The 20,101-nt window shown below is 53.1% G+C and carries 14 protein-coding genes; all 14 read right to left on the bottom strand.

The window, feature by feature from the left end:
- Positions 1-28: 28 nt before the first annotated feature.
- The 14 genes from RBB76_RS10860 to RBB76_RS10925 all read right to left on the bottom strand — a co-directional run bounded on the left by RBB76_RS10860 (position 29) and on the right by RBB76_RS10925 (position 19,886).
- Positions 29-880 carry a sugar phosphate isomerase/epimerase family protein gene (locus RBB76_RS10860; protein ID WP_429632359.1) on the bottom strand — a complete coding sequence of 284 codons (852 nt, stop codon included), beginning with the start codon at positions 878-880 and terminating at the stop codon, positions 29-31.
- A gap of 179 nt (positions 881-1,059) precedes the next feature.
- Positions 1,060-2,322, bottom strand: coding sequence for an esterase (locus tag RBB76_RS10865; RefSeq protein ID WP_429632361.1), 1,263 nt, complete (start codon positions 2,320-2,322; stop codon positions 1,060-1,062).
- 147 nt (positions 2,323-2,469) lie between these two features.
- A complete protein-coding gene (locus tag RBB76_RS10870) occupies positions 2,470-3,789 on the bottom strand; it encodes an SGNH/GDSL hydrolase family protein (RefSeq protein ID WP_429632364.1) in 1,320 nt (439 codons plus the stop codon).
- A 129-nt stretch (positions 3,790-3,918) separates the two neighbouring features.
- Complete coding sequence (locus RBB76_RS10875) at positions 3,919-4,968, bottom strand: alpha/beta hydrolase (RefSeq protein ID WP_429632367.1); 1,050 nt, start codon at positions 4,966-4,968, stop codon at positions 3,919-3,921.
- Between the two features lie 165 nt (positions 4,969-5,133).
- Positions 5,134-6,018 carry a Nif3-like dinuclear metal center hexameric protein gene (locus RBB76_RS10880; protein WP_429632369.1) on the bottom strand — a complete coding sequence of 295 codons (885 nt, stop codon included), beginning with the start codon at positions 6,016-6,018 and terminating at the stop codon, positions 5,134-5,136.
- On the bottom strand, positions 6,015-6,887 hold the full coding sequence (locus RBB76_RS10885; protein WP_429632371.1) for a Nif3-like dinuclear metal center hexameric protein: 873 nt from the start codon (positions 6,885-6,887) through the stop codon (positions 6,015-6,017). The genes RBB76_RS10880 and RBB76_RS10885 overlap by 4 nt, the downstream gene beginning before the upstream one ends.
- A 68-nt stretch (positions 6,888-6,955) precedes the next feature.
- Positions 6,956-7,933 carry a carbohydrate kinase family protein gene (locus RBB76_RS10890; RefSeq protein WP_429632374.1) on the bottom strand — a complete coding sequence of 326 codons (978 nt, stop codon included), beginning with the start codon at positions 7,931-7,933 and terminating at the stop codon, positions 6,956-6,958.
- Between the two features lie 87 nt (positions 7,934-8,020).
- A complete protein-coding gene (locus RBB76_RS10895; protein ID WP_429632377.1) occupies positions 8,021-11,587 on the bottom strand; it encodes a TonB-dependent receptor domain-containing protein in 3,567 nt (1,188 codons plus the stop codon).
- Between the two features lie 381 nt (positions 11,588-11,968).
- A complete protein-coding gene (locus RBB76_RS10900; RefSeq protein WP_429632381.1) occupies positions 11,969-13,066 on the bottom strand; it encodes a GntR family transcriptional regulator in 1,098 nt (365 codons plus the stop codon).
- A 182-nt stretch (positions 13,067-13,248) separates the two neighbouring features.
- Complete coding sequence (locus RBB76_RS10905; RefSeq protein WP_429632384.1) at positions 13,249-14,625, bottom strand: Dyp-type peroxidase; 1,377 nt, start codon at positions 14,623-14,625, stop codon at positions 13,249-13,251.
- Between the two features lie 4 nt (positions 14,626-14,629).
- Complete coding sequence (locus tag RBB76_RS10910; protein WP_353063895.1) at positions 14,630-15,067, bottom strand: hypothetical protein; 438 nt, start codon at positions 15,065-15,067, stop codon at positions 14,630-14,632.
- 185 nt (positions 15,068-15,252) lie between these two features.
- Positions 15,253-15,786 carry a PEP-CTERM sorting domain-containing protein gene (locus tag RBB76_RS10915; RefSeq protein WP_429632387.1) on the bottom strand — a complete coding sequence of 178 codons (534 nt, stop codon included), beginning with the start codon at positions 15,784-15,786 and terminating at the stop codon, positions 15,253-15,255.
- Positions 15,787-16,002: 216 nt separating this feature from the next.
- Positions 16,003-16,941 (bottom strand): alpha/beta fold hydrolase, encoded by a 939-nt coding sequence (locus tag RBB76_RS10920; RefSeq protein WP_429632390.1) that lies wholly within the window; start codon positions 16,939-16,941, stop codon positions 16,003-16,005.
- Positions 16,942-17,195: 254 nt separating this feature from the next.
- Complete coding sequence (locus RBB76_RS10925) at positions 17,196-19,886, bottom strand: glycoside hydrolase family 3 C-terminal domain-containing protein (protein ID WP_429632393.1); 2,691 nt, start codon at positions 19,884-19,886, stop codon at positions 17,196-17,198.
- Positions 19,887-20,101: the final 215 nt, after the last annotated feature.

The following is a 20,101-nucleotide window of genomic DNA, read 5'->3' on the forward strand; positions in this document are numbered from 1 at the left end:
AACATGCGAATGTTCCATCGGGCCATCCTTAGCACGAACAATGTCTCAACAAACTTTTCACATAAGAACCTCCTGCGGTAGCGATCTCTTCAGGAGAAACTGCCATGTCGGCTAGTAGGTACCCCGGGGATCCCGGGTAGCCGGCGGAATAGCCGAAACCCTCGATCATGAGGTATCCGTCGTACTCGTTTAAGTGCAAGATCCTAACAATGTCCATAAAATCAATATGCCCGGAGCCGAGAAGCCCTCGATCGTTCTCACTTAAATGCACATGCTTCAGACTGGTACCCAGCAAGGCGATGGCTCCCGAAATACTCTTTTCTTCGATATTGGCGTGAAAGGTATCAATAGTTACGCCAACTCTTGGATTCCCAATATCCTTGCAAAGGGCTTGCGCTTCAGTAGCCTTATTGAGAAAAAATGTTTCGGACCGATTGACAGGCTCAAGGGAGAGATTGATGTTGTGCGTTTCGAGAGTAGATCCGAGGGCTTGAAAACACTCGACTGCCCAGTTCCACTCCTCTCGACTTCGACGGTGGCCTGGTAAGTAGCCGATAGGAGCAAAAAGGGGCCCGCCCAAGAGATTTGCCCCCAACTCTCTTGCGGTTTCAACGCAAGCAATTAGGTGAGTCAGCGACTTCCTTCGTACGGATACGTCAGGACTGATGGGATTGATGTTTTTGGGCAGGATTGCACAGACAGTACATTCCAGGTCGTTGGCTTCGAATGCCTTACGAATAGCTTGAGCAGGCAAATGCGCTGGATCGAACATCGGGATCTCAAATCCATCCAATCCATGAGCGCGCGCCTGTGGTATTAGATCGAGGTGTGATGACGTGAAATCCTTAGTCCAGGCGAATGCGCTAACACCGATCTTCATGACCACTCCTTCTATTGCGGTATTAAATCATTCAATAAACCCAAAGCTTAACCGCCGAAAGGATTATTGAAGTCAGCTGAGTATCACTTTGCTGAGATCTGCTCTAGCGGTCTGCAGTTTTGGTCTCGGGAAAACAAATACTTGATCTGCGTGTAGTTCCGAAGCCGAACGCAAAAAGGTTAATTGGTAGTGGTTTTCTTAGTGAATAGCAAAGGCACAGCGTCGTTTAAGTTGTGACGCCAAACACTCCAAACGTGAGCTCCCTCCGTCTCCCTATAGGTATGTGTTATTCCCTTGTCATCGAGTAATTTCGCGAAGTCTCGATTGCCCTGAAGAACAAAGTCCTGATGCCCACAAGAAAACCAGAGTAAACGTATCTCGCTATTTAGAGTCGTCGAATTTTGAGAACCCTCGAGAACCTGCGAAGGAGCGAGGAATGGCTCGCCTACGGCAGCGCTGAATCCGAGTATGTAATGAAAGAGTTCAGGATGATGCAAGCCGATGTCTAGTGCTTGACCACCTCCCATGGATAAGCCGGCGATTGCGCGATCGTTTGGATTTTGGCTTGCTCTAAATTCTTTTTCAACAAGGGGAATAATGTCTTCAATTAAATCTGGGGCAAACTTCGGCGAATACATCCCCGTCTCGCCGGCTACCCTTACGAGTGGCGCAACACCAGCTGCCTGCAGCGCATGTCCCTGAGGCATTACGACAATCATTGGCTGTGCTTTGTGATCGGCCAAAAGATTGTCGAAGATTACGTTCGCTCGACCGTTCATCACCCATCCGTTTTGAGCTTCGCCATTGCCGTGGAGCAAATAGAGAACGGGATATGTCTTGTCACTCTTGTCATAATCTGGCGGCGTGTAAACCCAGAGCCAACGTTGGATACCCATCACTTTCGACTCATAGAGGATCATTCTCACTTGGCCGTGCGGGACAGGTCGCGCGTCATAGAACAAGGAGTGATCGTCTGGCACCTCAACAAAACTTGACATCGATTGACCGGGAGGTGTCGGTTTGATTGCTGGATTCGACGGGTCCGTGACGTCGACGCCTTCAACTTGAAAGTTATAACTCCAAATTTCAGGGGGTAGTGGGCCAAGAGTAACGGTCCATATGCCGTCAACATCCCTCGTCATTGCTACAGGCCCCTTGCCTTGGGTAATTTCGCCAACGACTTGAACTTGCGTTGCGCCTGGAGCTCGGAAGCGGAGGGTTACCGTTTTATCTGCGTGTACTTCCGGAGAAATGAGCGCATTCGCCGGGGTAGCAATTACTCGTCCCAAAGTTACTTTGCTGCCTTGTTTGATGGCGGGCGATTGAGTACTGCTAGGCGAAGCAGAATGATCTGAATCTTGTGCTCGTGTCTGAATAAGAAAGACAGAATGGCCCAGCAGCGAACCTAATATCACGAGCTCAAGCCGACTAAAAACTTTCATATAGGAATACCCCACCATTTTGGTGTTATGCAGAAACGAGCTTAGTAAAGATGAAGTTGCAAGTCTTGAAAACAAGCTTTAGTTGAAAAGTCCTAGTGCTTCTCCTGCGTCGAATGAGTCGTGCAGAATGCACTTTCAAATCCCTCTTTACTTGCGGAACACAGACAAATCGAACGCATTTGCCATGACTTGATTTCCCTCATCGTTCGGATGAATATGATCTCCAGGATCGAATTCGGTGCGCATCTTAGTGAGATGATTGGGGTCGCGAATGACTGCGTCGAAGTCGACGATCGCGTCGAAACGGCCACTCGTTCGAATCCACTTGTTCACCGCCTGCCGAATCTCTTCACCCTTTTTCGAGGCAATCCAAACGCCTTCTTCGGGAGTCAGTGTTGCGCCAATCACCTTAATTCCATGAGTATGCGCACGCTCTATGAGTTGAACGTACGCTCCGATCAAGTCATCGCTTGTCAGATCATCGCTCGTGGGTAGCGGAACCTCGGGCGAGATCCGAGTATGTAAATTGATGTCGTTAATACCTTCAAGAAGAATCATCCACTTCACTCCGGCTTGACTCAGCACGTCTCGATCAAATCGAGCTAGAGCGCTAATCCCGGCACCATCCCTCAAAACCTGGTTTCCTGAGATTCCTTGATTAACGACGGCTATGCCGGGCTGCGACCCAACCGAAGCGAGCCTCTTAGCCAATAAGGCCGGCCACGCGTGGTTTGCATCCAGCGTGGTAGCGTATCCATCGGTTATCGAGTCTCCTAATGCCACGACAGAAAATGATTTCGGATAAGCTGTCGAAACATCGACACCAGCAAGCCACAGATACGAAGAAGTTGTCTGAACCGGTTCTGCCAACACAGCCTGCGATGTCGTATCACCCTTCGATATGAAAGCGGTGTGAAAGCCTAAGAGATGATTCGTCGGGGCGCCTGTATCTTGAGGCAGAAATAACGACACTGCAAGGTCGGCTTCTGGGCGAACGTCAAGATCAATTGGATCGCTGTCCAAGACAACTCCGGGTTGTATTGAAAAGGATCGCTTCCCGCTGAAGGTGACGGTGTGGTCGCTGCTGGCTACGATCTCCGATCCCTGACCATCGCGGTTTGCGATGTGTATTGACCCTACAGTGACAGGAGGAGCGCCGATCGCATTTGAGAGATGAATCCTCACACTTTTTCCACCGATGCTCGTGTGCACGATCATTCGAATGGTTTGATCGTGTAGAGTGTCGGGCAATTTGGCTCGCTCGCGATCCTTCTCACCTACGGGAAAAGGGGCTACGAGCAACTGCTGAGCCGCCGTCCATGTCGTGACCCAGCTTTCATTGGAGGAATCTGGAAGGCCCTGCGCGTAGGTCACTTGAGGACATAAAGCGAGAAAAATCAAAGTGCAGACAAGGGCCTGCTGGTAATGAAACTCATTGGACCATTTGCGGATCGTCTGTCTTTGCATTTGTAATCGATATCCTTTTTTCATTGATGGTGATTTCATCGGGGATTTGGCGAGCCTTGAGTCGGCTTTGGAAGTGTTCAGCGGAGAAGCCTCTCAAGATCGAAAAGACCTCATCACTTCTACTCAGCGTCACTTCGCATGGCTACCTAGATTCTTGTCAAAAAATCTCACCATAACTTGATATGCATCTTGCGATTCCGGCACGTCGGGGTTGTAGAAGAATCCGTGGAAAAGACCTTCCCATACGTGAAGCTGGGCGTCAACCCCCAACTTCACGAGTTGGCTATGAGTGTAGAGAGCTCCGCTGAGTGCGAAGTCACGTGTCCCAGTGACTATCAAGGTTGGTGGGAACTTCGCGAGCAACTCAGGTGAATTGATCGGCGCTACGAGGGGATCTTTGGGATCGGTGCCGCTGAAATAGCCCGTTCGGCGGTTAGACGACGTCGGTGGAGGCGCTGCAAGCCGAGCTTCACCAAAGGGCCAGGCGAAATAGGTTGAATCTCCGCCAACTCCGATGTTGCCGGCGGACGCGCAGAAGACTCCAATCGCGCCTGGCAGAGGAATATTGTGTTTGATAAACCATGCAATCGACATCGTGGTAAGCCCTCCACCGGCAGAGCATCCATAGATGCCAATATTTTCGGGTCTGTATTTTTTCAAGAGCTCTACATAGACGGTTGCAACATCTTCACTCGCGGCAGGAAAGACATTCTCCGGTCCTTCTCGATAATCAACGCTGATAACCTTAATTTTGCCTAGTGAAGCGAGCGGCATTGATTCGAGAAGGCCACAGCCGGGCCAGCATCCGGAGAAGCCTCCTCCATGCAAATCGATCAACACCCTGTCCGCGTTTTTTTGTGAGACGCCGTCTTTTGGTGTGAAGACAAAGACGTGGACGCTAGCGATTTTCGTGTCGTCCATTACCAAAGGAAAGAGAGCTTTTTGTCTTTCCAGATAGGGCATCATAAAGCGCGGAACGCCCTTTTCGGTATAGGTGGCGTTAGGATCGCGCATGTCCTTCAGGTGTGCAGCGACGTACGATTTTGCTTCCGGGCTGAGGAACGATGAGACCGGCACCGACTGCGCGGGTACCTCCACTGTGCCATCGGGCGACACATCGAGAAAGTGGGTTGGCGGTTTTTGTTGGGAGCGTTGCGGTGTTTTGGATTCCTGTGCCAAGCTGCCATGCGATGACAGCACGATCAAAAAACTAGAGAACAACAAAATTAAACTTACGGAGCGCCTAATCTGAGCCAACCCAGAAAACCAACCTTGCCTAATTGTCATAAGAGTCCCCAGTAACTATTTGTCTCAGCCGTTGTCGAATCATTTAGCGCGATTCATCTATGTTGGAATCCAAAAGGGATCGCCGGAGGCTATGAACTGTACGGGAACTTCCGGAACAAAGCCTCGCAGCCAATTCGCACACTCGTCCATACCAGCCTCTTCCATACCCTCGTGAGCCAATTGGATGAATGCCTTTTTCTCTCCGAGGGCAACCGCGTCTCTCATATACTCAGCGCACTCCCATTCGCGCGATTCTCCTGCGATGACGAGATCTACCTTTGGAGCAATCGTCATGCACTCCGAGATGTAGTGGCCTGCGAATCCCACCCGTGAGACTGGAGTTTGCGGATCTCCAACCAGGCGCACGCTCCGCTGATTCAATTTGACTGTCAGATGACGTGCTATTTCCCCAGCAGTGGTGGGCGGCAGCTTGTAGAAAATTCCCCTTTCCATGCCAGGCTCGTGGTAGAGATATTCCTGCCATCCGGCCCAGCGATTGAATCCCGCAAAGATTCCGTCCGGTCGTCGAGCATGCCAAGTGTCGTGATACCGCATCACCACCATGCGGTTGGTCTCGCAGAAATCGACTTTGAATTTGTAAAGCGGATCATCTCGAAGATCGGCGACAACATCGCTCGAACTCCAGAAAGTAGGCTCATGCGAGATGACGAAGTTGTTCCCAACTTTCTTAGACCTTTGCAGCAAGTCGAGTGTTGACATGAATGTTGTCGTAACTCCCGTGACGGTCTCGTCGGGATCTCCGATCTTGATGGTGTCAGCGGTAGGCCAAAACGGTTTAACCCCAACATTCCTGGACATTCTTGCCATAATCTCTCGCGCAGTAATCTTCGAAGAATCGGCCCAAAGTCCGGGAGTGGTTGATAGTGCGCCTAGTCCGGCGCCTGCAATTCGGCAGAAGGATCGTCTGGTTAGCGTGTTCATTTCGTCTCCTGCGAAATAGGGGTAAACGGGGAACCGGACGGAAGCCATTGCACAGGCAACTGAACAAAGGTCTTCAACCAAGCGGCCATTTCGCCGCTACCAGGCTCTTCCGACACTTCACTGCCAAGGAAGATTGCTCCCTTGGCCATCTTGGCTGCGATCATGTCTTGAAGATATTCGGCACCTTCCCACTCGACAGGTTCGCCCGCGATCACCAGATCGACGCCGGTCTCCGCAAAGGCAGCCTGAAGATCAGGGACAAGGACTAAGCCATGCAGAATGGCCGCTTTCTTCACGACGGAGTGCTCGTCGCCCATTACTCGGATGGTTCTTGCGTTGAGCGACTCCATCATCCCTCTCGCTAAAGCGCCAAGCGGAGTAGGCGGAATACTGAAGAAATTATTTCCTGGCCGATAGAAGTGTTTGTCGCCTTTGACGGCGAGATGATACTGGTCCCACTTGATTGCCCTTGCCAGTCCCTCGAGTTGGCCATCGGTCTTGCGTGCATCCCAGTTATCTACGAATCGGACGATGATGAGAGAGTTCGTGTTGATAAGCGCGAATTTCTCCTGATAAACAGGATCGCTCTCCAAAAGTTCTTTGGCTGGCATGGCTCCTGACCGGTAGGCAACCGGCTGTTTTTCTCCTCTGCTATAGAAGGGGGACTCTCTACAAATCACGGTATTATGCCCGGAACTTATTGCGTGACGAAGTATCTCGACTGTGGGAGTGAAGCACGTCAAGATACCGGTTACCTGCGCATACGGATCACCGGCCAATACTCCATCTGAGAAGCCTCCGGCACGTTGACTTTGCCACGGTACACCAAGATGCGTCTGCATCTGATCGAGCAAATCTAAGACTGTCATCTCTCCGTCATCTCCTCCTGCATCTGATCGCTGCGCCAAAACTACGGAACTTGCAGGTTAAATATTGGTCAGCACGAAGGGCTCGCAGTCTTGACGCTCGAAGCTTGCCCCTGCATGATTTCGTTCAAAGCTCTTTGTAACCCTTCGGGAGGAACGGCGGGAGTGGCACCAGTCTGAGTCGCGACCCATGATGCGAATCCATTCGCTAATTGACTAATCCTGTGAAGAGACTCGCCGCGAATGTAATGGTGCGCTAGGCATGCAGTGAAGGCGTCGCCTGCGCCAACAGCATCGGCTACCGTTACCCTGAAGCCACTGTGTTCAACGGCCTGATCAGCTGAAACCAGGAGGCTACCGGCCTCGCCGCGCGTTATACAAACTAATTGAAGGTCAAACTCAATCAAAAGCCGTTTCGACCTTTCCTGTTCGCTTTGCCCAGGGATATTGAGTAAATAACAAACTTTAGCAAGCTCGTCAGAGTTTAGCTTCGCTATATTAGATAGCCGAAGAGAATCAACGATAATGTCTCTGCTGTAAAACGGTTCTCGCAGATTGACATCATAAATTTTGAGTGTGCTTTTTTTCGAAGCTTCGAGAAACCGATGAATCGTGGCTCGAGACGGCTTGGATCGTTGAGCCAAGCTTCCAAAACAGATCGCATCGGCACGGACCGCCAAGCGCTCCCAGATAGTTGTCCACTCCAGATGGTCCCAAGACACGTCTTCTGCGATCTTGAATTCCGGCTGCCCAGCGCCGTCGATCAGGACTTCTACCACGCCTGTCGAGTGATCGTCGTCTGCCTGGATAAATGTGGGATTGATGTCTAGGGTCTCCAGCGTCTCCCGAACCTCGCGGCCAAGGTCGTCGTTACCGGTTCGACTAGCGACAATTCCTTCATCCCCGAGGACATTCGCCATGTAAGCAAAATTTGCGGGAGCGCCTCCCATCTGCTTACCGGAAGGCAAGAGATCCCACAATATCTCACCCAGGCCGACCATAAGCGCCGGTTGAATCGTATTCGGAGTTTCAATCTCTCTACTCGACATATTCTCGCCGCCTAGCTAATGGTGAGGTGGAGCGGCGCACCGCAAAGGGTGCGCCGTATCCAACGACGTCACAGTTGCTGGGACTGTTTAGTAAGTGAAACGCAAAGCAAGTTGAACTGTACGAGGAAGACTTGCTTGATGGTTGACGACTCCGAAAGTTGGCCCAAGACCAACCCCCGGCTCGGCAAATTGTGGGTGATTGAACAGGTCGAATATCTCAGCGCTAAACTTCAACCTGGCCCTCTCGGTCACGTTGAATGATTTGTTGGCTGAAAAATCGAAGTTAATGACTCCGGCAGCTCTCAGGTCTGAGTCAACTCGGGGTTCGTTGCCATACTCGAAAGGGCCAGGTTCTGTGAAGCAACTGGTGTTGAACCACTGTGTCGCTCTAACCGAGCGGTTGCCCGATACAGTCTTCTTACATCCCGGGGTGTAATTTGGCCGGATGATGCCACTACCCAAGCCGAAGCCCGGAGTTCCTCCTCCAAAGTCTTGCGCAAGCGTATTGGGGTTCGCCGTAAGAGCGATTGGAACACCGGTCCGAAGAGTTGTGATCCCATTCACACGCCAACCCCCGATGATCGCGTTCGTCACCGAGTTGATGTGTGAGAGGTACATCTGTTCGTGTCCAAAAGGAAGATCGAGCCCATAATTTACGACAAAGTTATGCCTGGTATCCTGCTGGCTCACCGACTTCTCAGCTTTAAGGTTATATAGATCCTGAACGAGTCCTGTACCTCCTTGACCGTCGAGGAAGGCGCTCGTGTTGTCGGTGTCGCTGAGCAACTTCGCCCACGTGTACGCAGCCTGAACAATGCCTCCATGGCTGAAGCGCTTGGTGAGATACGCCTGGAGTGAGTTGTAGTTGGAAGCGGCGATGCGAGCGCTTTGTTGGAGAACGCCGAGGGGATATTGAGGATAGGGCGTTAAAAGTCGACCCTTAAGGATCGTCGGACCGCCGGACGCGGACCCCGCTGGCAGGACCCCGTAGAACGGGTTAGGAACCGGAGTCAGCAGATCATTACCCAAGGACAAATACTGGTCAGGAATCTGATTAAGTTGCAGACCAGAGCCCGTGAAAGGTGACGCAATGATCAGGTGTGTTCCCTTGGATCCAGCATAAGCAAGGCTAGCCACAGTGCTGTTTCCGAATGAGCGCTCGACTGCCAAGTTCCACTGTTGCGAATAGCCGAGAGGCTGGTCCGGAGTTCGCGCCCATACACCGCTTCCTAAAAGGTTATCCACGCCTTGTTGAGAATGGCCGAGGGCGGGTGAGATGCCAGTTGGAAACGGATTGCCTACTGTCGCGCCAATCGGTCCGCCAACTGAGTTCACGTTGTTCGTCGCGGACCGGGTTAGCGAACTCAACTGAGGTCCGGTCTGATCCAGGACTGCCGGGAAGAAAGAAATGCCATAACCCGCACGAATGACGCTATTGGAGTCGAACCGATAAGCGAATCCTACACGTGGGGAGAAGGTCTTCCAGTGCAAGGACTCTTCTCTTCTAGAAGGATAGAGCGGTGAAGCCACCAAGGCGGCCGAGCCCTTGAGCGGAACAGAGGTGCCAAGCGGATTCGTAAACCCACTGATGCCGCCGATGGTCAGGGGCGCATTGGGAAGAAACACTGCATCGATGTTGTTCTCTTCAGAAAATGCACCTGGTTGTTCCCAGCGAAGTCCGGCAGTAACTGTCAACTTAGGTGTCGTTTGATAGGTGTCCTCTACGAAGAGGCCGTAATTGTGCAGAAAAGCGTAAGTGTTAGTCGTGACCGTAACGCTTGTCTGTGAAGGAATACCCAGGAGAAAGGATGCGAGAGCGTTGCCAGACCCAGGGACGTTTGGGTTGGCTGTGAAGCCAGGGAGCGATGTCACAGTAACTCCGCCGCTAGGTGCATATGCTTCCCAGAGAACTTGCCGCCAATTGCCGCCAGACTTAATGCTGTGTTTTCCTAAAATCTTAGTGAAGCTGCCGCTGATCGCCCAGACGTTGTTGTTCCAGTGAAGTTGTGAAAGGTTAGGTCCTACGCCGTATCCCTGAATTGCAACTGCAGGAAGAGAGTAAACATTAATTCCCGAGATGCCAGGGATTGCCCCCCAATTGCCGTTGATCGTCGACATATCGAAGCCGTCGCTCAATGGATCTTGAAAGTTATAGTTCTCCAGATAGGAGAAGCGCACTTCGGCGATCGATTTCGCGGAAAATACGTGATTATCTCCGAGCACTCCTTCCTGGGTGAAGTTGCCGGTAGGTCCCGCCCCCGTTTTGTTGCCGAATGGATCGACCGATTGATTGTGCGGGTTCCAATATGTGTAACGGGCGAAGAGTGTGTCCTTGCCCAGTGTGGCGTCGACTCGCGCGTTATATTGCGTCTGTACCCCGACCGCGCCTACCGAGACAAACGTGTTGTTGACGAAAGGCGTCTGCTTCACCATCGCTTCATTCGGCGTCTCGAGCTGAAGTATCTTCAAAGCTGCGGGATCGATCCGACCGGCGATGCTATTGTGCGGGAACGGCTGTCCGGTAGTGGGATCATAGATAATCTGCGGATCTTGAGAAAAGTCTCCAGCCAGTTCGGCTGTTGTCGGCATCACGTATGCGGTCGGGGTGGCGGAGCTCAAGGATTCGTGCTCCCAGCTAAAGAAGAAGAAGAGTTTGTTCTTCAGCACAGGGCCACCAATGTTGGCGCCGTACTGATTTTGATGGAGCGGTACCTTACCCAAACCGGAGTTGTTAGAGAACCAGTCGTTTGCATCGAGTGCATCATTGCGAAAATATTCGTAGGCAGTTCCGTGAAATTGATTCGTGCCGCTCTTCGTGGAGATCTCGACTACACCGCCTCCGTATCCACCAAATTCGGCACTGACGTTATTGGTTGAAACTCGGAACTCCTGGACCACATCTTGAGTCGGGACCAAGGTGTTGACATTGTTTTCCGAGATATTGGATCCAACGCCGTCGATAAAGAAAAGGCTCTGCCCACTGAAAGCGCCCCCGATCTGGTAGTTTCCGTATGAGATCGCCTGCGTATTTGGGCTGACCTGCCCGGTCCCGCCGTTCGCCACCGTGCTGCCCGAGGTTCCACCGCCCGGCACTACTCCCGGCACGAAATCGAGGAGATTATTCACGTTACGACCGTTTAGAGGCGCCTCCAGCACCTGTCTGCCTTCAATCACTCCACCCAACGATGGGTTATCGCCCTGGATACCGACTGATGCGCCCGTTACAGTAACAGACTCGGTCACCTCTCCTACCTGCAACGCCAGATCGGCACGAGTTGTTCCGCCAATTTGAACATCCACCTGGTCGGTCGTTGAGGATTTAAATCCGGCATGCGACGCGCTCACGCTATAAGACCCCGGATTCAAGTTGATGAAAGTGTATGTGCCCGCAGAACTAGTCAACGCCGTCTGCTCTGCGTTGGTTTGTTTGTTCGTCAAACGTACTTCGGTCCCTGCGACTAATGCGCCCGCAGAATCGGTCACGGTTCCAACCACGCTACCGTAGCTCGTTTGCGCTCTTACAAAACTGGGGTTCATTGCGCCGGCGATCGCCAGCAGTGCAACCCAAATGAAATCCCACATGGCCATATCGCAAGCGGATTTCTTTCGTCTCACCGACTCTTGACTCTCCGGTAAGCAAACAATGTGTTTCATACACCCTCCTGGAAGCTTTCACTCGTGGCTTTGTGTTCTATTGCCCCGACACGCCTTGACCTCTCTAATTTCGACAGAGATAGTGGCGAGCCGATTGAATTCGTGCGGCGTTAAACCGCTTCAATTCCCGAGAGCAACTTTTATGCGTATTGAGGATGGGTTGTCAACAAATTATGCAGGGTATTCGAGAAAAGTGCCCTAGACAACTTAAAACACCGCGTAAATACAGAGACTCTGCAGCGGTCGTAACTGCCGGTGGTGAGAGGAACGACTCAGTTGGCTTGATCGAAGTGCTCTGAATTTTCCAGGAGCTCGTTCGGGAGCGACCGAAGATGGCACATGTGCGCGATGGCTCTTTTCGGGATAGCGACCCAACGCTTCTTACGACTCCTTGGATTTAGCTCCGCAGGACTGTCGGACGACCAGCTGGCAACCGAGCAAAACATCCCTTGCGGGGAGATCCGGATTAGCGATTCGATCGAGCATAATCGCTAGAGCGATCCTGCCGATATCTCGGCAGGGTTGATGCTGTGTGGTGAGCGGCACGGGAAGGAGGCTGGCATACTTCACATCGTCGATCCCCATGATTCTGATGTCTTCTGGGATCCGCTCTCCTATCGACATCAGCGTGTGCATCAGCTTGCCTGCGGTATAGTCATTGGCGCAGAGAAAAGCATCGGGTCGATCCTTCTTCAAAATTGCTTTGACGAATGTCTGGTCCGACGCGTCTCCAAGGTTCACCGCCTCGCGATTCGTCGTTCGTGAAAAAGCCTGAGTTGCTTCCCTAAATCCGACAATACGGGCATCTACGGTAGGTGCGGAATTCGGCCTCGCGATGAAAGCGATACGCTTTGCACCAGCAGCGATCAGATGTTCCGTGGCCTGGTACGCTGTTCGTCGATTGTCTATACCGACGAGATCATATCTGCTTCGACGCGGATACGTCTCAAGACATCTATCGAGAAGCACCACCGGAATCCCAGCGTTGTCCAGCGCTTCTACAATTTTGTGATTTGCCCTAAACCGTCCAGTCGAGAACTCTACCGGAGCAAAGAATACCCCCGACACTTTTTGGGAGATGTAATGCTGGCAGAGCTGCTCTGCCACTTCCTCTTTCTCATTTTCTTTGGATGCGGAGTTACCCCAAAGCAGCGAATGTCGAACGGCTTCGTGAGACTCCATCATTCCCTTGCAGATCGACTCGAAGATCTCCGTCTGTCCGAGTTCCGGTATAAGCAATCCAAAGACATGACTCTTTGACTTCGGACTCTGTGCAACGAACGTCCCCGAGCCGACACGGCGCACGACGAGCCCCATGGTTTGTAGCTCATGCATCGCTCTGAAGACGGTCATTCTCGAGGCTCCGTAGCGCCTGACCAGCTCGGTCTCGCTAGGCAGTCTTTGACCGGGGCTGTAACGGCCCGACCGGATATCCTCTTGAACCTTTTCTAGAATATCTGTGTATTTTTGATTCGCCATCCTGGCTTATCTCCCAAATTGCTCGAGCCCATATACTCTCAGACGTTTTTACACTGATCCAAAGCAATACCATACATTACCCTAGACAAGATATAGGGTATTGGTTCCTTGTCAAGGGTCGTTTGATTCTTCGGTGGCATCCCTGCTCCCAGATCGGGGCAATCCAGGTATTTACCTTTCGTCTAGCTCGTCGAGCTTGGGGTATCGGAAGGCAAGGATGGTGGAAGATTTGCGATGAAACGCAGGCCAGTGATGCTGGGCAGGAAAGTGTAGGCGGAGCCTCGAGTGGTGACAAGGCGAGGGAAGTGCGAGATGACAAGGGGTGTGGAGTTGTCACGAGGAATGACGAATGTATTTTCTCCTTCGGCAGAGTTTCCAAGAATTGGGTCAGTCGTGCCGTAGATGCCGGGAGCAAAGGTGCTTCCGTTCATCCATTCAGACATGAGGAACTCAAACTGGTCTTTGATGCTCACCCCGATAAAGAGGCCGAGAAGACCGCGCTTGATGCCATCGTTCGGCTTCGATGGATCGTAAAGCGGGCCGTAGGGAATACCGCGGCGTACGATGCGATGCCGTGAACCGCCATCTCCGGCAATCGTTGAGCTCCGCGGATTGGCGCGGCGCATGTGAGCGCCGATGGGACAGCGCACGCCGCGGCGATCATTGAAGGCATCGAGAATGGCGTCTGACGGGACGTAGTCGTATTGATTCAAATCCGAAGTTGCCAATGGCGGGATCGGCGAATCGGAGCCGGGCGAAATACTCAGCGGCGTTCCGTTGCGCCAGCGGCCCATGATCTTTGCCGCCAGAAGTTCTCCCTCTATGCCGTAGCGCTGCTCCGATTGGTTCAGCAGTGCGTCGAAGGCGGCGCAATCCTGCTCCAATATTCGCAGCACCATGAAGCTTCCGTTGCGTCCGAGTTCGTCCGGTACGGGAACTGGATAGCTGAACTGATCGAACTGGCTGGGGTAGCCGAGCAGGAACTCACCTGCCGGCGCAACAGGCTGCTTGTCGGGAAATGGATTTTCGAGGCCGCAATCGACCGTCGGCTGGGAAAAGCCGTCTCGATACCCGAAGTGGGCAACACTACCTGGGAGGACATCGCCAGGGAGTGTCGTGACCTCCGACCACGCACCACTTGAGACCAGGGTTTGTCGAAGCAGGGTCGTCTGGGCGTCACGGACGTCAGGGCTTTGAGCGAAGAGGAGAACGATCGCGTGCAGTCCAGGTTGACCGAGTCCGTAGTCCCAGTTTTCAGCAGAGCAGGGTCCGATGTCACCGACCTCGGCACAACGGCTGAAGGCGCCCGCTGCGAAGTCCTGGGGGAAAGAGTTCAGAGAAGCTGGCGAAACGTCCAGTGCCGCGAGGCCCTGAATCGTGAAGGCGAGGTTCACGCAGAAGGCGGGCTTCTCCTGCCAGAGTGTACCCGCGGTTACAGGAAGACTGCCGAGGGTTCGACGTGCAGCAGCCGGATCCTGCACGCGCAGCAGAAAGAGTGCGGCGCAATCCATGCCATAGCTGCGCAGGATTAATCCCTGAACATCATCCAACGGCACCATAAGGTCAGCCCTGATTGAGCGCGTCGAGGATTGTCACGACAGAAGCCTGAGGATACGCGCTGTAGAACGGATCGAGCCCTCGCAGGTCATTCTGCTTGACATAGGCCAGAAAGGCATCCCGATTCTGCTGGACCGGCAGAGGGGGCGCGCCTTGCATATGTGCGAGCAGAGCATTGAAGACGTCTCCGATCGTATCGATGAAGTCGTTGATGTACTTATCGAAGTCGCCGTCATACGTTGTGATGACCGCTAACTGGGTGTTGTTCGCGAGAAAGACGAATCTAGCAAAATGCACGGTCTTCAGTTTTGTCAGAGCAACCCAGATTGGATTCTGTTCTGGGGGAGCGCTCTGAATCTTGGTGAGCAAGCCACTCAACTGAGCAAAATCGTCAGGTGACTTGATGGTCATAATCAGGGTGAGCGGACTTTGAACGATGTTCATATCGGCACCTTGTTTGCTAGTCGTCGACTAATGGAGAGAGAGTGTAGCAGATTAAAGGCGCAAGAGAATCGGCAGCAAACTCGCATCGTGATCCATATTGCAAATAGAGGAGCTCCATGGCCGATCAGGCAAAAAGAAGAGCCGTCCCTAAGGACGGCTCAGGACAAAATGCGTTGTTCTCGTTTTTACGAACGAAGGAAGCGACGGCGTGCGACGCCTGCTGCACTCAGCAGACCCGTACCGAACAGAACGAGGGTTGAAGGCTCCGGGGTGGCAGCTACGGGAGTCAGTGAGAAGGTACCTACGCCGAAGCCGCTGCCGCTGACGATCTCGCTGTAGTTGTTGCCGGGAGTGATATCGGTGGAGCCGGGTGCGTAGGCGCTCCAGACGTTGACCTCTGTGCCATTGGCGGTTTCGAAGCCGAGACCGTCGGTATCGAGGAAGGTGCTGTTGGGAAACAGGAGATTGTCGCTGAACTCGAACTTAACCAAGCCGGTGATGGCGCTGTCGTCGAAAGTTCCGGTGATGGAATTAATCACCCATTCATCGCCAGCGGACTGAGTTGCTGTGAGAGTTCCACTGCCGGTTCCGGGGAAGCCACCGAGCGATGCTGCTGGACCGGTGAGGCTCCAGTCGAAGGTATCTGCATCGGCAGCGAGAGTAGTGAGAGTGAGGGCGACAGGAAGTGCTAGCAAGCGGGCAAGACGTCCAAGCTTCATTGGGGCTCCGGTACTGCGGGGATGGGTGATGCAACCCGCGTTATTGCAGTTGAGTCACCGAAGTGGAAGTGTGCAATTGCCCCGTTTTCGCGGTTTGATTTCCCTTTTCCACAGAGCATGTTGCAGGACTCTGCCTAACGAATCGGCAAGGATGTCCCATGTTTATTTCAAGCCGGTAAATTCATGATGCTGCAAGATTTAGTGAGTGCGATGCGCCTAATCGTGAGTGGCATCGTGGTCGTGCAGGAATTGATTGACGATCGTGACGTATTTATCGGGTTCTTCGTAGTAGGGCAGGTGACCGCTTTTTTCGAACCAGACGAGTTGCGCTCCGGGAATGGTGTGGGCCACTGTCCAGGAGATGTCGGGGGTCACGTTCAGATCGAAGCGGCCCTGGATCACAAGTGTCGGGAAGTGGAAGTGCGCCATCTGCGGAGTAAGGTCGAGGTTGGCAAAGGCCTTCGAGACAGCTTCGCCAGTGGCCGGGGCAAAGCCGAGGTCGGGAGCATTGGCGAGGTATCGGTCGCAAAGCTCCTGGGAGTAGAAGATCATGCGGAAATGGGCCCGGAGATCGAGATCAGCGGCCTCCGCGTCGGAGTTGGCCTGGCCATGTAGTTTGTCGATCTGTTCTTTTGTTTTGGCGATGACGTCGGGAAAAACCTCTTCCAGTCGCGGATGGAGTCTGGAAAAGCCTGGTGCCGCGGAGTCCGACAGGATCAGTGTGTGGACGTGCTCCGGGTGCGCGGCCGCGTAGGCGGAGGCGAGCAGGCCTCCATAGGAATCGCCAATGAAGTCTGCCTTCTCTACATGCAGCGAGGCGCGGACGGCTTCGAGGTCGTTAACCTGGGCATCCACCGTCTGTGTGGCACCTGGGCGCAAGTGCTGGGAGGCACCAGTGCCGCGCTGATCGTAGAAGATAACCTGCCTATGCTCCGCGATACGCCGCGTCCAGACATCATTCTGGATCATGTACACGTGGGAGAGACCGGGGCCGCCGTTGACCGCGATGATAGGCGTGGCAGTGGAGGGTTTGCCGTAAGTAAAGGTGGCAAGGTCTACATCGGGTGTATGAACCAGGCCGGTGTGGGGCTGCGGAAGTTCGGCGTAGGATGTTGCCGTTATGAGAAGGAGAACACCGCGAAGGAGTGAATGCATGACATGTTGAGTATAGTGTCCGGCCTTACAAGACTTGTGGACGGCTATGCGGGGCCAGCAAACTTTCGCCGAGAACAATCGCGCTTGAGGCTTAGCAAGTCTGTATGCAATGAACGGTCATTGACTCTATCTACGTATTGTGTAGGTAATACATGCCTTGATGAAGCGCTCACGACGGGAGCTTCTCAAAGATGCGCGGTATACCAGTGAAGAGGTATTACGCCGCTGATAATTGGATGTGAGATTCGAAAAACCTACTTCGGTAGCGACATTGTCTTCCGGATAACGAAAGTCGTTTCTGATGATTGGGAACTCTGACCGGGTTGGGCGCTACCCAAGGTTAGTTGATAGGTGCCCGGCAAAATGGATCGCTGCCCGAGATCATCAACGCTTGAAAGAGAACGGGGAGCAAGCACGAGCGACACATTGCGATGCTCTCCAGGATTTAGGTGCACTCGTTGGAAACCCACGAGTGTCCGCACAGGTCCATTCACCTGGGGAGTCTTCAGGTAAGCTTCGACTACTTCGTCTCCTTCTCGGCTTCCGGTGTTGGACACTGCCACGGTTGCTGTAAGCGGATTGCCCGCATCAAGCGATGTCTCCGAAAGAGAGATCTGGCCATACTTGAACGTCGTGTAGCTCATTCCGAACCCGAATCCCCAGAGGGGTTCCCCAGAGAAGTATCGATAGGTGCGGTTCTTCAAGGAGTAGTTCGTGAATGCGGGGAGATCGTCGGTTGATGCATAGAAGGTCACCGGAAGCCGTCCAGCGGGGTTGTTTAGGCCGGCAATGGTTCGTGCAATAGCCGTTCCACCATCAACACCCGGGTACCACGCTTGTAGGATCGCGTTCGCATGTTGCTTGGCCCATCGAAGCGCGAGGGCACTCCCACTTAAAGAGACTATGACGATTGGTTTTCCTGTGGCGGCAACAGCTTCGAGCATGCGCTGCTGCGACGCAGGTAAGTCGATGTTGGTGCGGTCTCCTCCGCTAAAACCCTCAATTTTAATAGGCATCTCTTCTCCTTCTAACTGCGGAGAGAGGCCCACGAAGACAACCACGACATCAGATTGCTTCGCAGCCGTTACGGCTTCGTCGAGTTGTGCCTGTACAGGAGCTTGCCATTTTAGCGTTAGTCCTCCGCCTGCGCGGTCGCCCGAATGGCTATAGAACACCTCAATGTTATGCGGCCTGGTATCGCCCAAATTTAACTCAAAGTTCGCGGGCTTGGACCCCGACATCACCGGAGGTGCGGTTGGAGAGGCACCCGACTGCACAGAGAAGGCACCCATCTCCAACTTTCCTCCGTTCAGGTTTCCTTCGAGCAGGACTTTTCCGTTAAAGACTACCCGGTAGCTTTCTTTAGGGGAGTAAGGAAAGTTTTGGCCACCTTCCAATGTGAATCTGTATTTACCAGATGCAGGCATCTGTATTTTCCCGCTCCAACGAACAGAGTAGTCATGGGTTGCAACTTCGGGCGTCGGTGGCGAGTCGCGCCAATTGTATTGAATCTCGTGATCAGTCCGGGTAGCCACAGGTCGTCCAGTCCAGTCCGCTGTCGCGAAAAACTCTGTCTTCAGACCTTCGACAAAAGCAGTGCGAGGTACTGGAACCTCCGCTCCAGCGGCGAGCGACGCGCCCTGTGCGTAGTGAATCTTCGCATGCGGAAACTGTTGTTCTATGCCATCTAGCGGAGAGACAGGATGCAACGCTGTACCGTTGTAGTTGCCCTCCAAGGAAACCAATAGATCGGCGGTTGGTCCTATCACGGCGATTTGATTGGGGTTTTTCTCCAACGGCAATAATCCATCGTTCTTCAAGAGCACAAGCGATTCTTCCGCTGCTTTCAGCGCAATCGCACGATGTTCGTCTGATGCATTCACTGAATACGGAATGGCGTCGTAGAGGCCCGAAGTATCGAACATTCCAAGTTGGAAACGCGCCGTATAGAGTCTTTCCGCAGAGCGTGTCAACAGATCTTCGGGAACTACTCCTTGGCGAACGGCAGCAGCCAAAGTGTTGAAGCCCGGCGACCAGATGCTGCACGACAGATCAGTGCCCGCCCGGATGGAAAGGGCTGCAGCGTGCATGATGTCTGGAGCATTGTGATGTCCGTTTGTGACATCCACAATCGCAGCGCAGTCGGAAACAACAAAGCCATTGAAATGCCATGCCTCACGCAGATGTTCCTTAAGCAGCATGTCGTTCGCGCAGGCAGCAACGCCGTCGACAGCGTTGTACGCACACATTACCGACTTTACATGTCCATCGACTACAGTGGAACGAAACGCAGGCAGGTAGGTTTCTTCCAGATCCCGCGGCTCGATCTTCGCGTCGAAGACGTGGCGCTGGGACTCTGGACCACTGTGTACGGCAAAGTGTTTGCTGGTTGCAATCGCTTTAGGGTGGTCGGGATCAGATCCTTGCACTCCCGTGATGAAAGCTACGCCCATCTTTCCGGTGAGAAATGGGTCCTCTCCGTAGGTTTCCTGTCCTCTGCCCCAGCGTGGGTCGCGAAAGATATTAATGTTCGGCGACCAAAACGTGAGCCCGTAGAAGATTCGATGATTGCCCTCTCGCTGCGCCTGGTTGAATTTCGCACGTCCTTCCGTGGAAATAACATCGCCAATCTGTTGAACGAGCGCTGGGTTCCAGGTGGCCGCCAAACCGATAGCTTGTGGAAAGACCGTGGCAAATCCGGAGTTTGCGACTCCATGCAGAGCTTCACTCCAAGTTTGATAGTCCGGCACCCCGAGCCGTGGAATCGCGGTGGCCCAATCTTCCAGTTGTGCGGCTTTTTCGTCGAGGGTCATGCGACTGACCAAGTCAGCGGCTCGTTGCTGGGCAGGAAGATGGGAATCTTGATAGGGGAGGCGATCTGCTGTCTGACTGAACGCGTAGGAACAAAGCGAAATAGCTAGCAGTGTCGTGCTGAATTTATCCATAAGGAAGACTCCGAGTCTTGCAATGAATTGTGAACTGGGCGCCCACTTCGATCGAGGCTCTCTGACAAAGTGACTTGGCAAGCGAATGCTCAAAACTTAATAAATTGACGCGAGCAATTCTGAAATATTTCAACTCTTACGTCTTTGTTCGGTCTTCACTCCGCGGCCAAAACCTTTTTGTATAGAAGCCTCCAAAAATGGTGAGAAGAAGACCC

Origin of the sequence: Tunturiibacter psychrotolerans, assembly GCF_051013365.1 — a bacterium.
GTDB lineage: Bacteria > Acidobacteriota > Terriglobia > Terriglobales > Acidobacteriaceae > Edaphobacter > Edaphobacter psychrotolerans_A.

Coding starts and splice junctions, on each gene's coding strand:
- RBB76_RS10860 (WP_429632359.1), bottom strand. CDS start 880: ATGAAGATCGGTGTTAGCGCATTCGCCTGGACTAAGGATTTCACGTCA.
- RBB76_RS10865 (WP_429632361.1), bottom strand. CDS start 2,322: ATGAAAGTTTTTAGTCGGCTTGAGCTCGTGATATTAGGTTCGCTGCTG.
- RBB76_RS10870 (WP_429632364.1), bottom strand. CDS start 3,789: ATGCAAAGACAGACGATCCGCAAATGGTCCAATGAGTTTCATTACCAG.
- RBB76_RS10880 (WP_429632369.1), bottom strand. CDS start 6,018: ATGAACACGCTAACCAGACGATCCTTCTGCCGAATTGCAGGCGCCGGA.
- RBB76_RS10885 (WP_429632371.1), bottom strand. CDS start 6,887: ATGACAGTCTTAGATTTGCTCGATCAGATGCAGACGCATCTTGGTGTA.
- RBB76_RS10890 (WP_429632374.1), bottom strand. CDS start 7,933: ATGTCGAGTAGAGAGATTGAAACTCCGAATACGATTCAACCGGCGCTT.
- RBB76_RS10895 (WP_429632377.1), bottom strand. CDS start 11,587: ATGAAACACATTGTTTGCTTACCGGAGAGTCAAGAGTCGGTGAGACGA.
- RBB76_RS10900 (WP_429632381.1), bottom strand. CDS start 13,066: ATGGCGAATCAAAAATACACAGATATTCTAGAAAAGGTTCAAGAGGAT.
- RBB76_RS10905 (WP_429632384.1), bottom strand. CDS start 14,625: ATGGTGCCGTTGGATGATGTTCAGGGATTAATCCTGCGCAGCTATGGC.
- RBB76_RS10910 (WP_353063895.1), bottom strand. CDS start 15,067: ATGAACATCGTTCAAAGTCCGCTCACCCTGATTATGACCATCAAGTCA.
- RBB76_RS10915 (WP_429632387.1), bottom strand. CDS start 15,786: ATGAAGCTTGGACGTCTTGCCCGCTTGCTAGCACTTCCTGTCGCCCTC.
- RBB76_RS10920 (WP_429632390.1), bottom strand. CDS start 16,941: ATGCATTCACTCCTTCGCGGTGTTCTCCTTCTCATAACGGCAACATCC.
- RBB76_RS10925 (WP_429632393.1), bottom strand. CDS start 19,886: ATGGATAAATTCAGCACGACACTGCTAGCTATTTCGCTTTGTTCCTAC.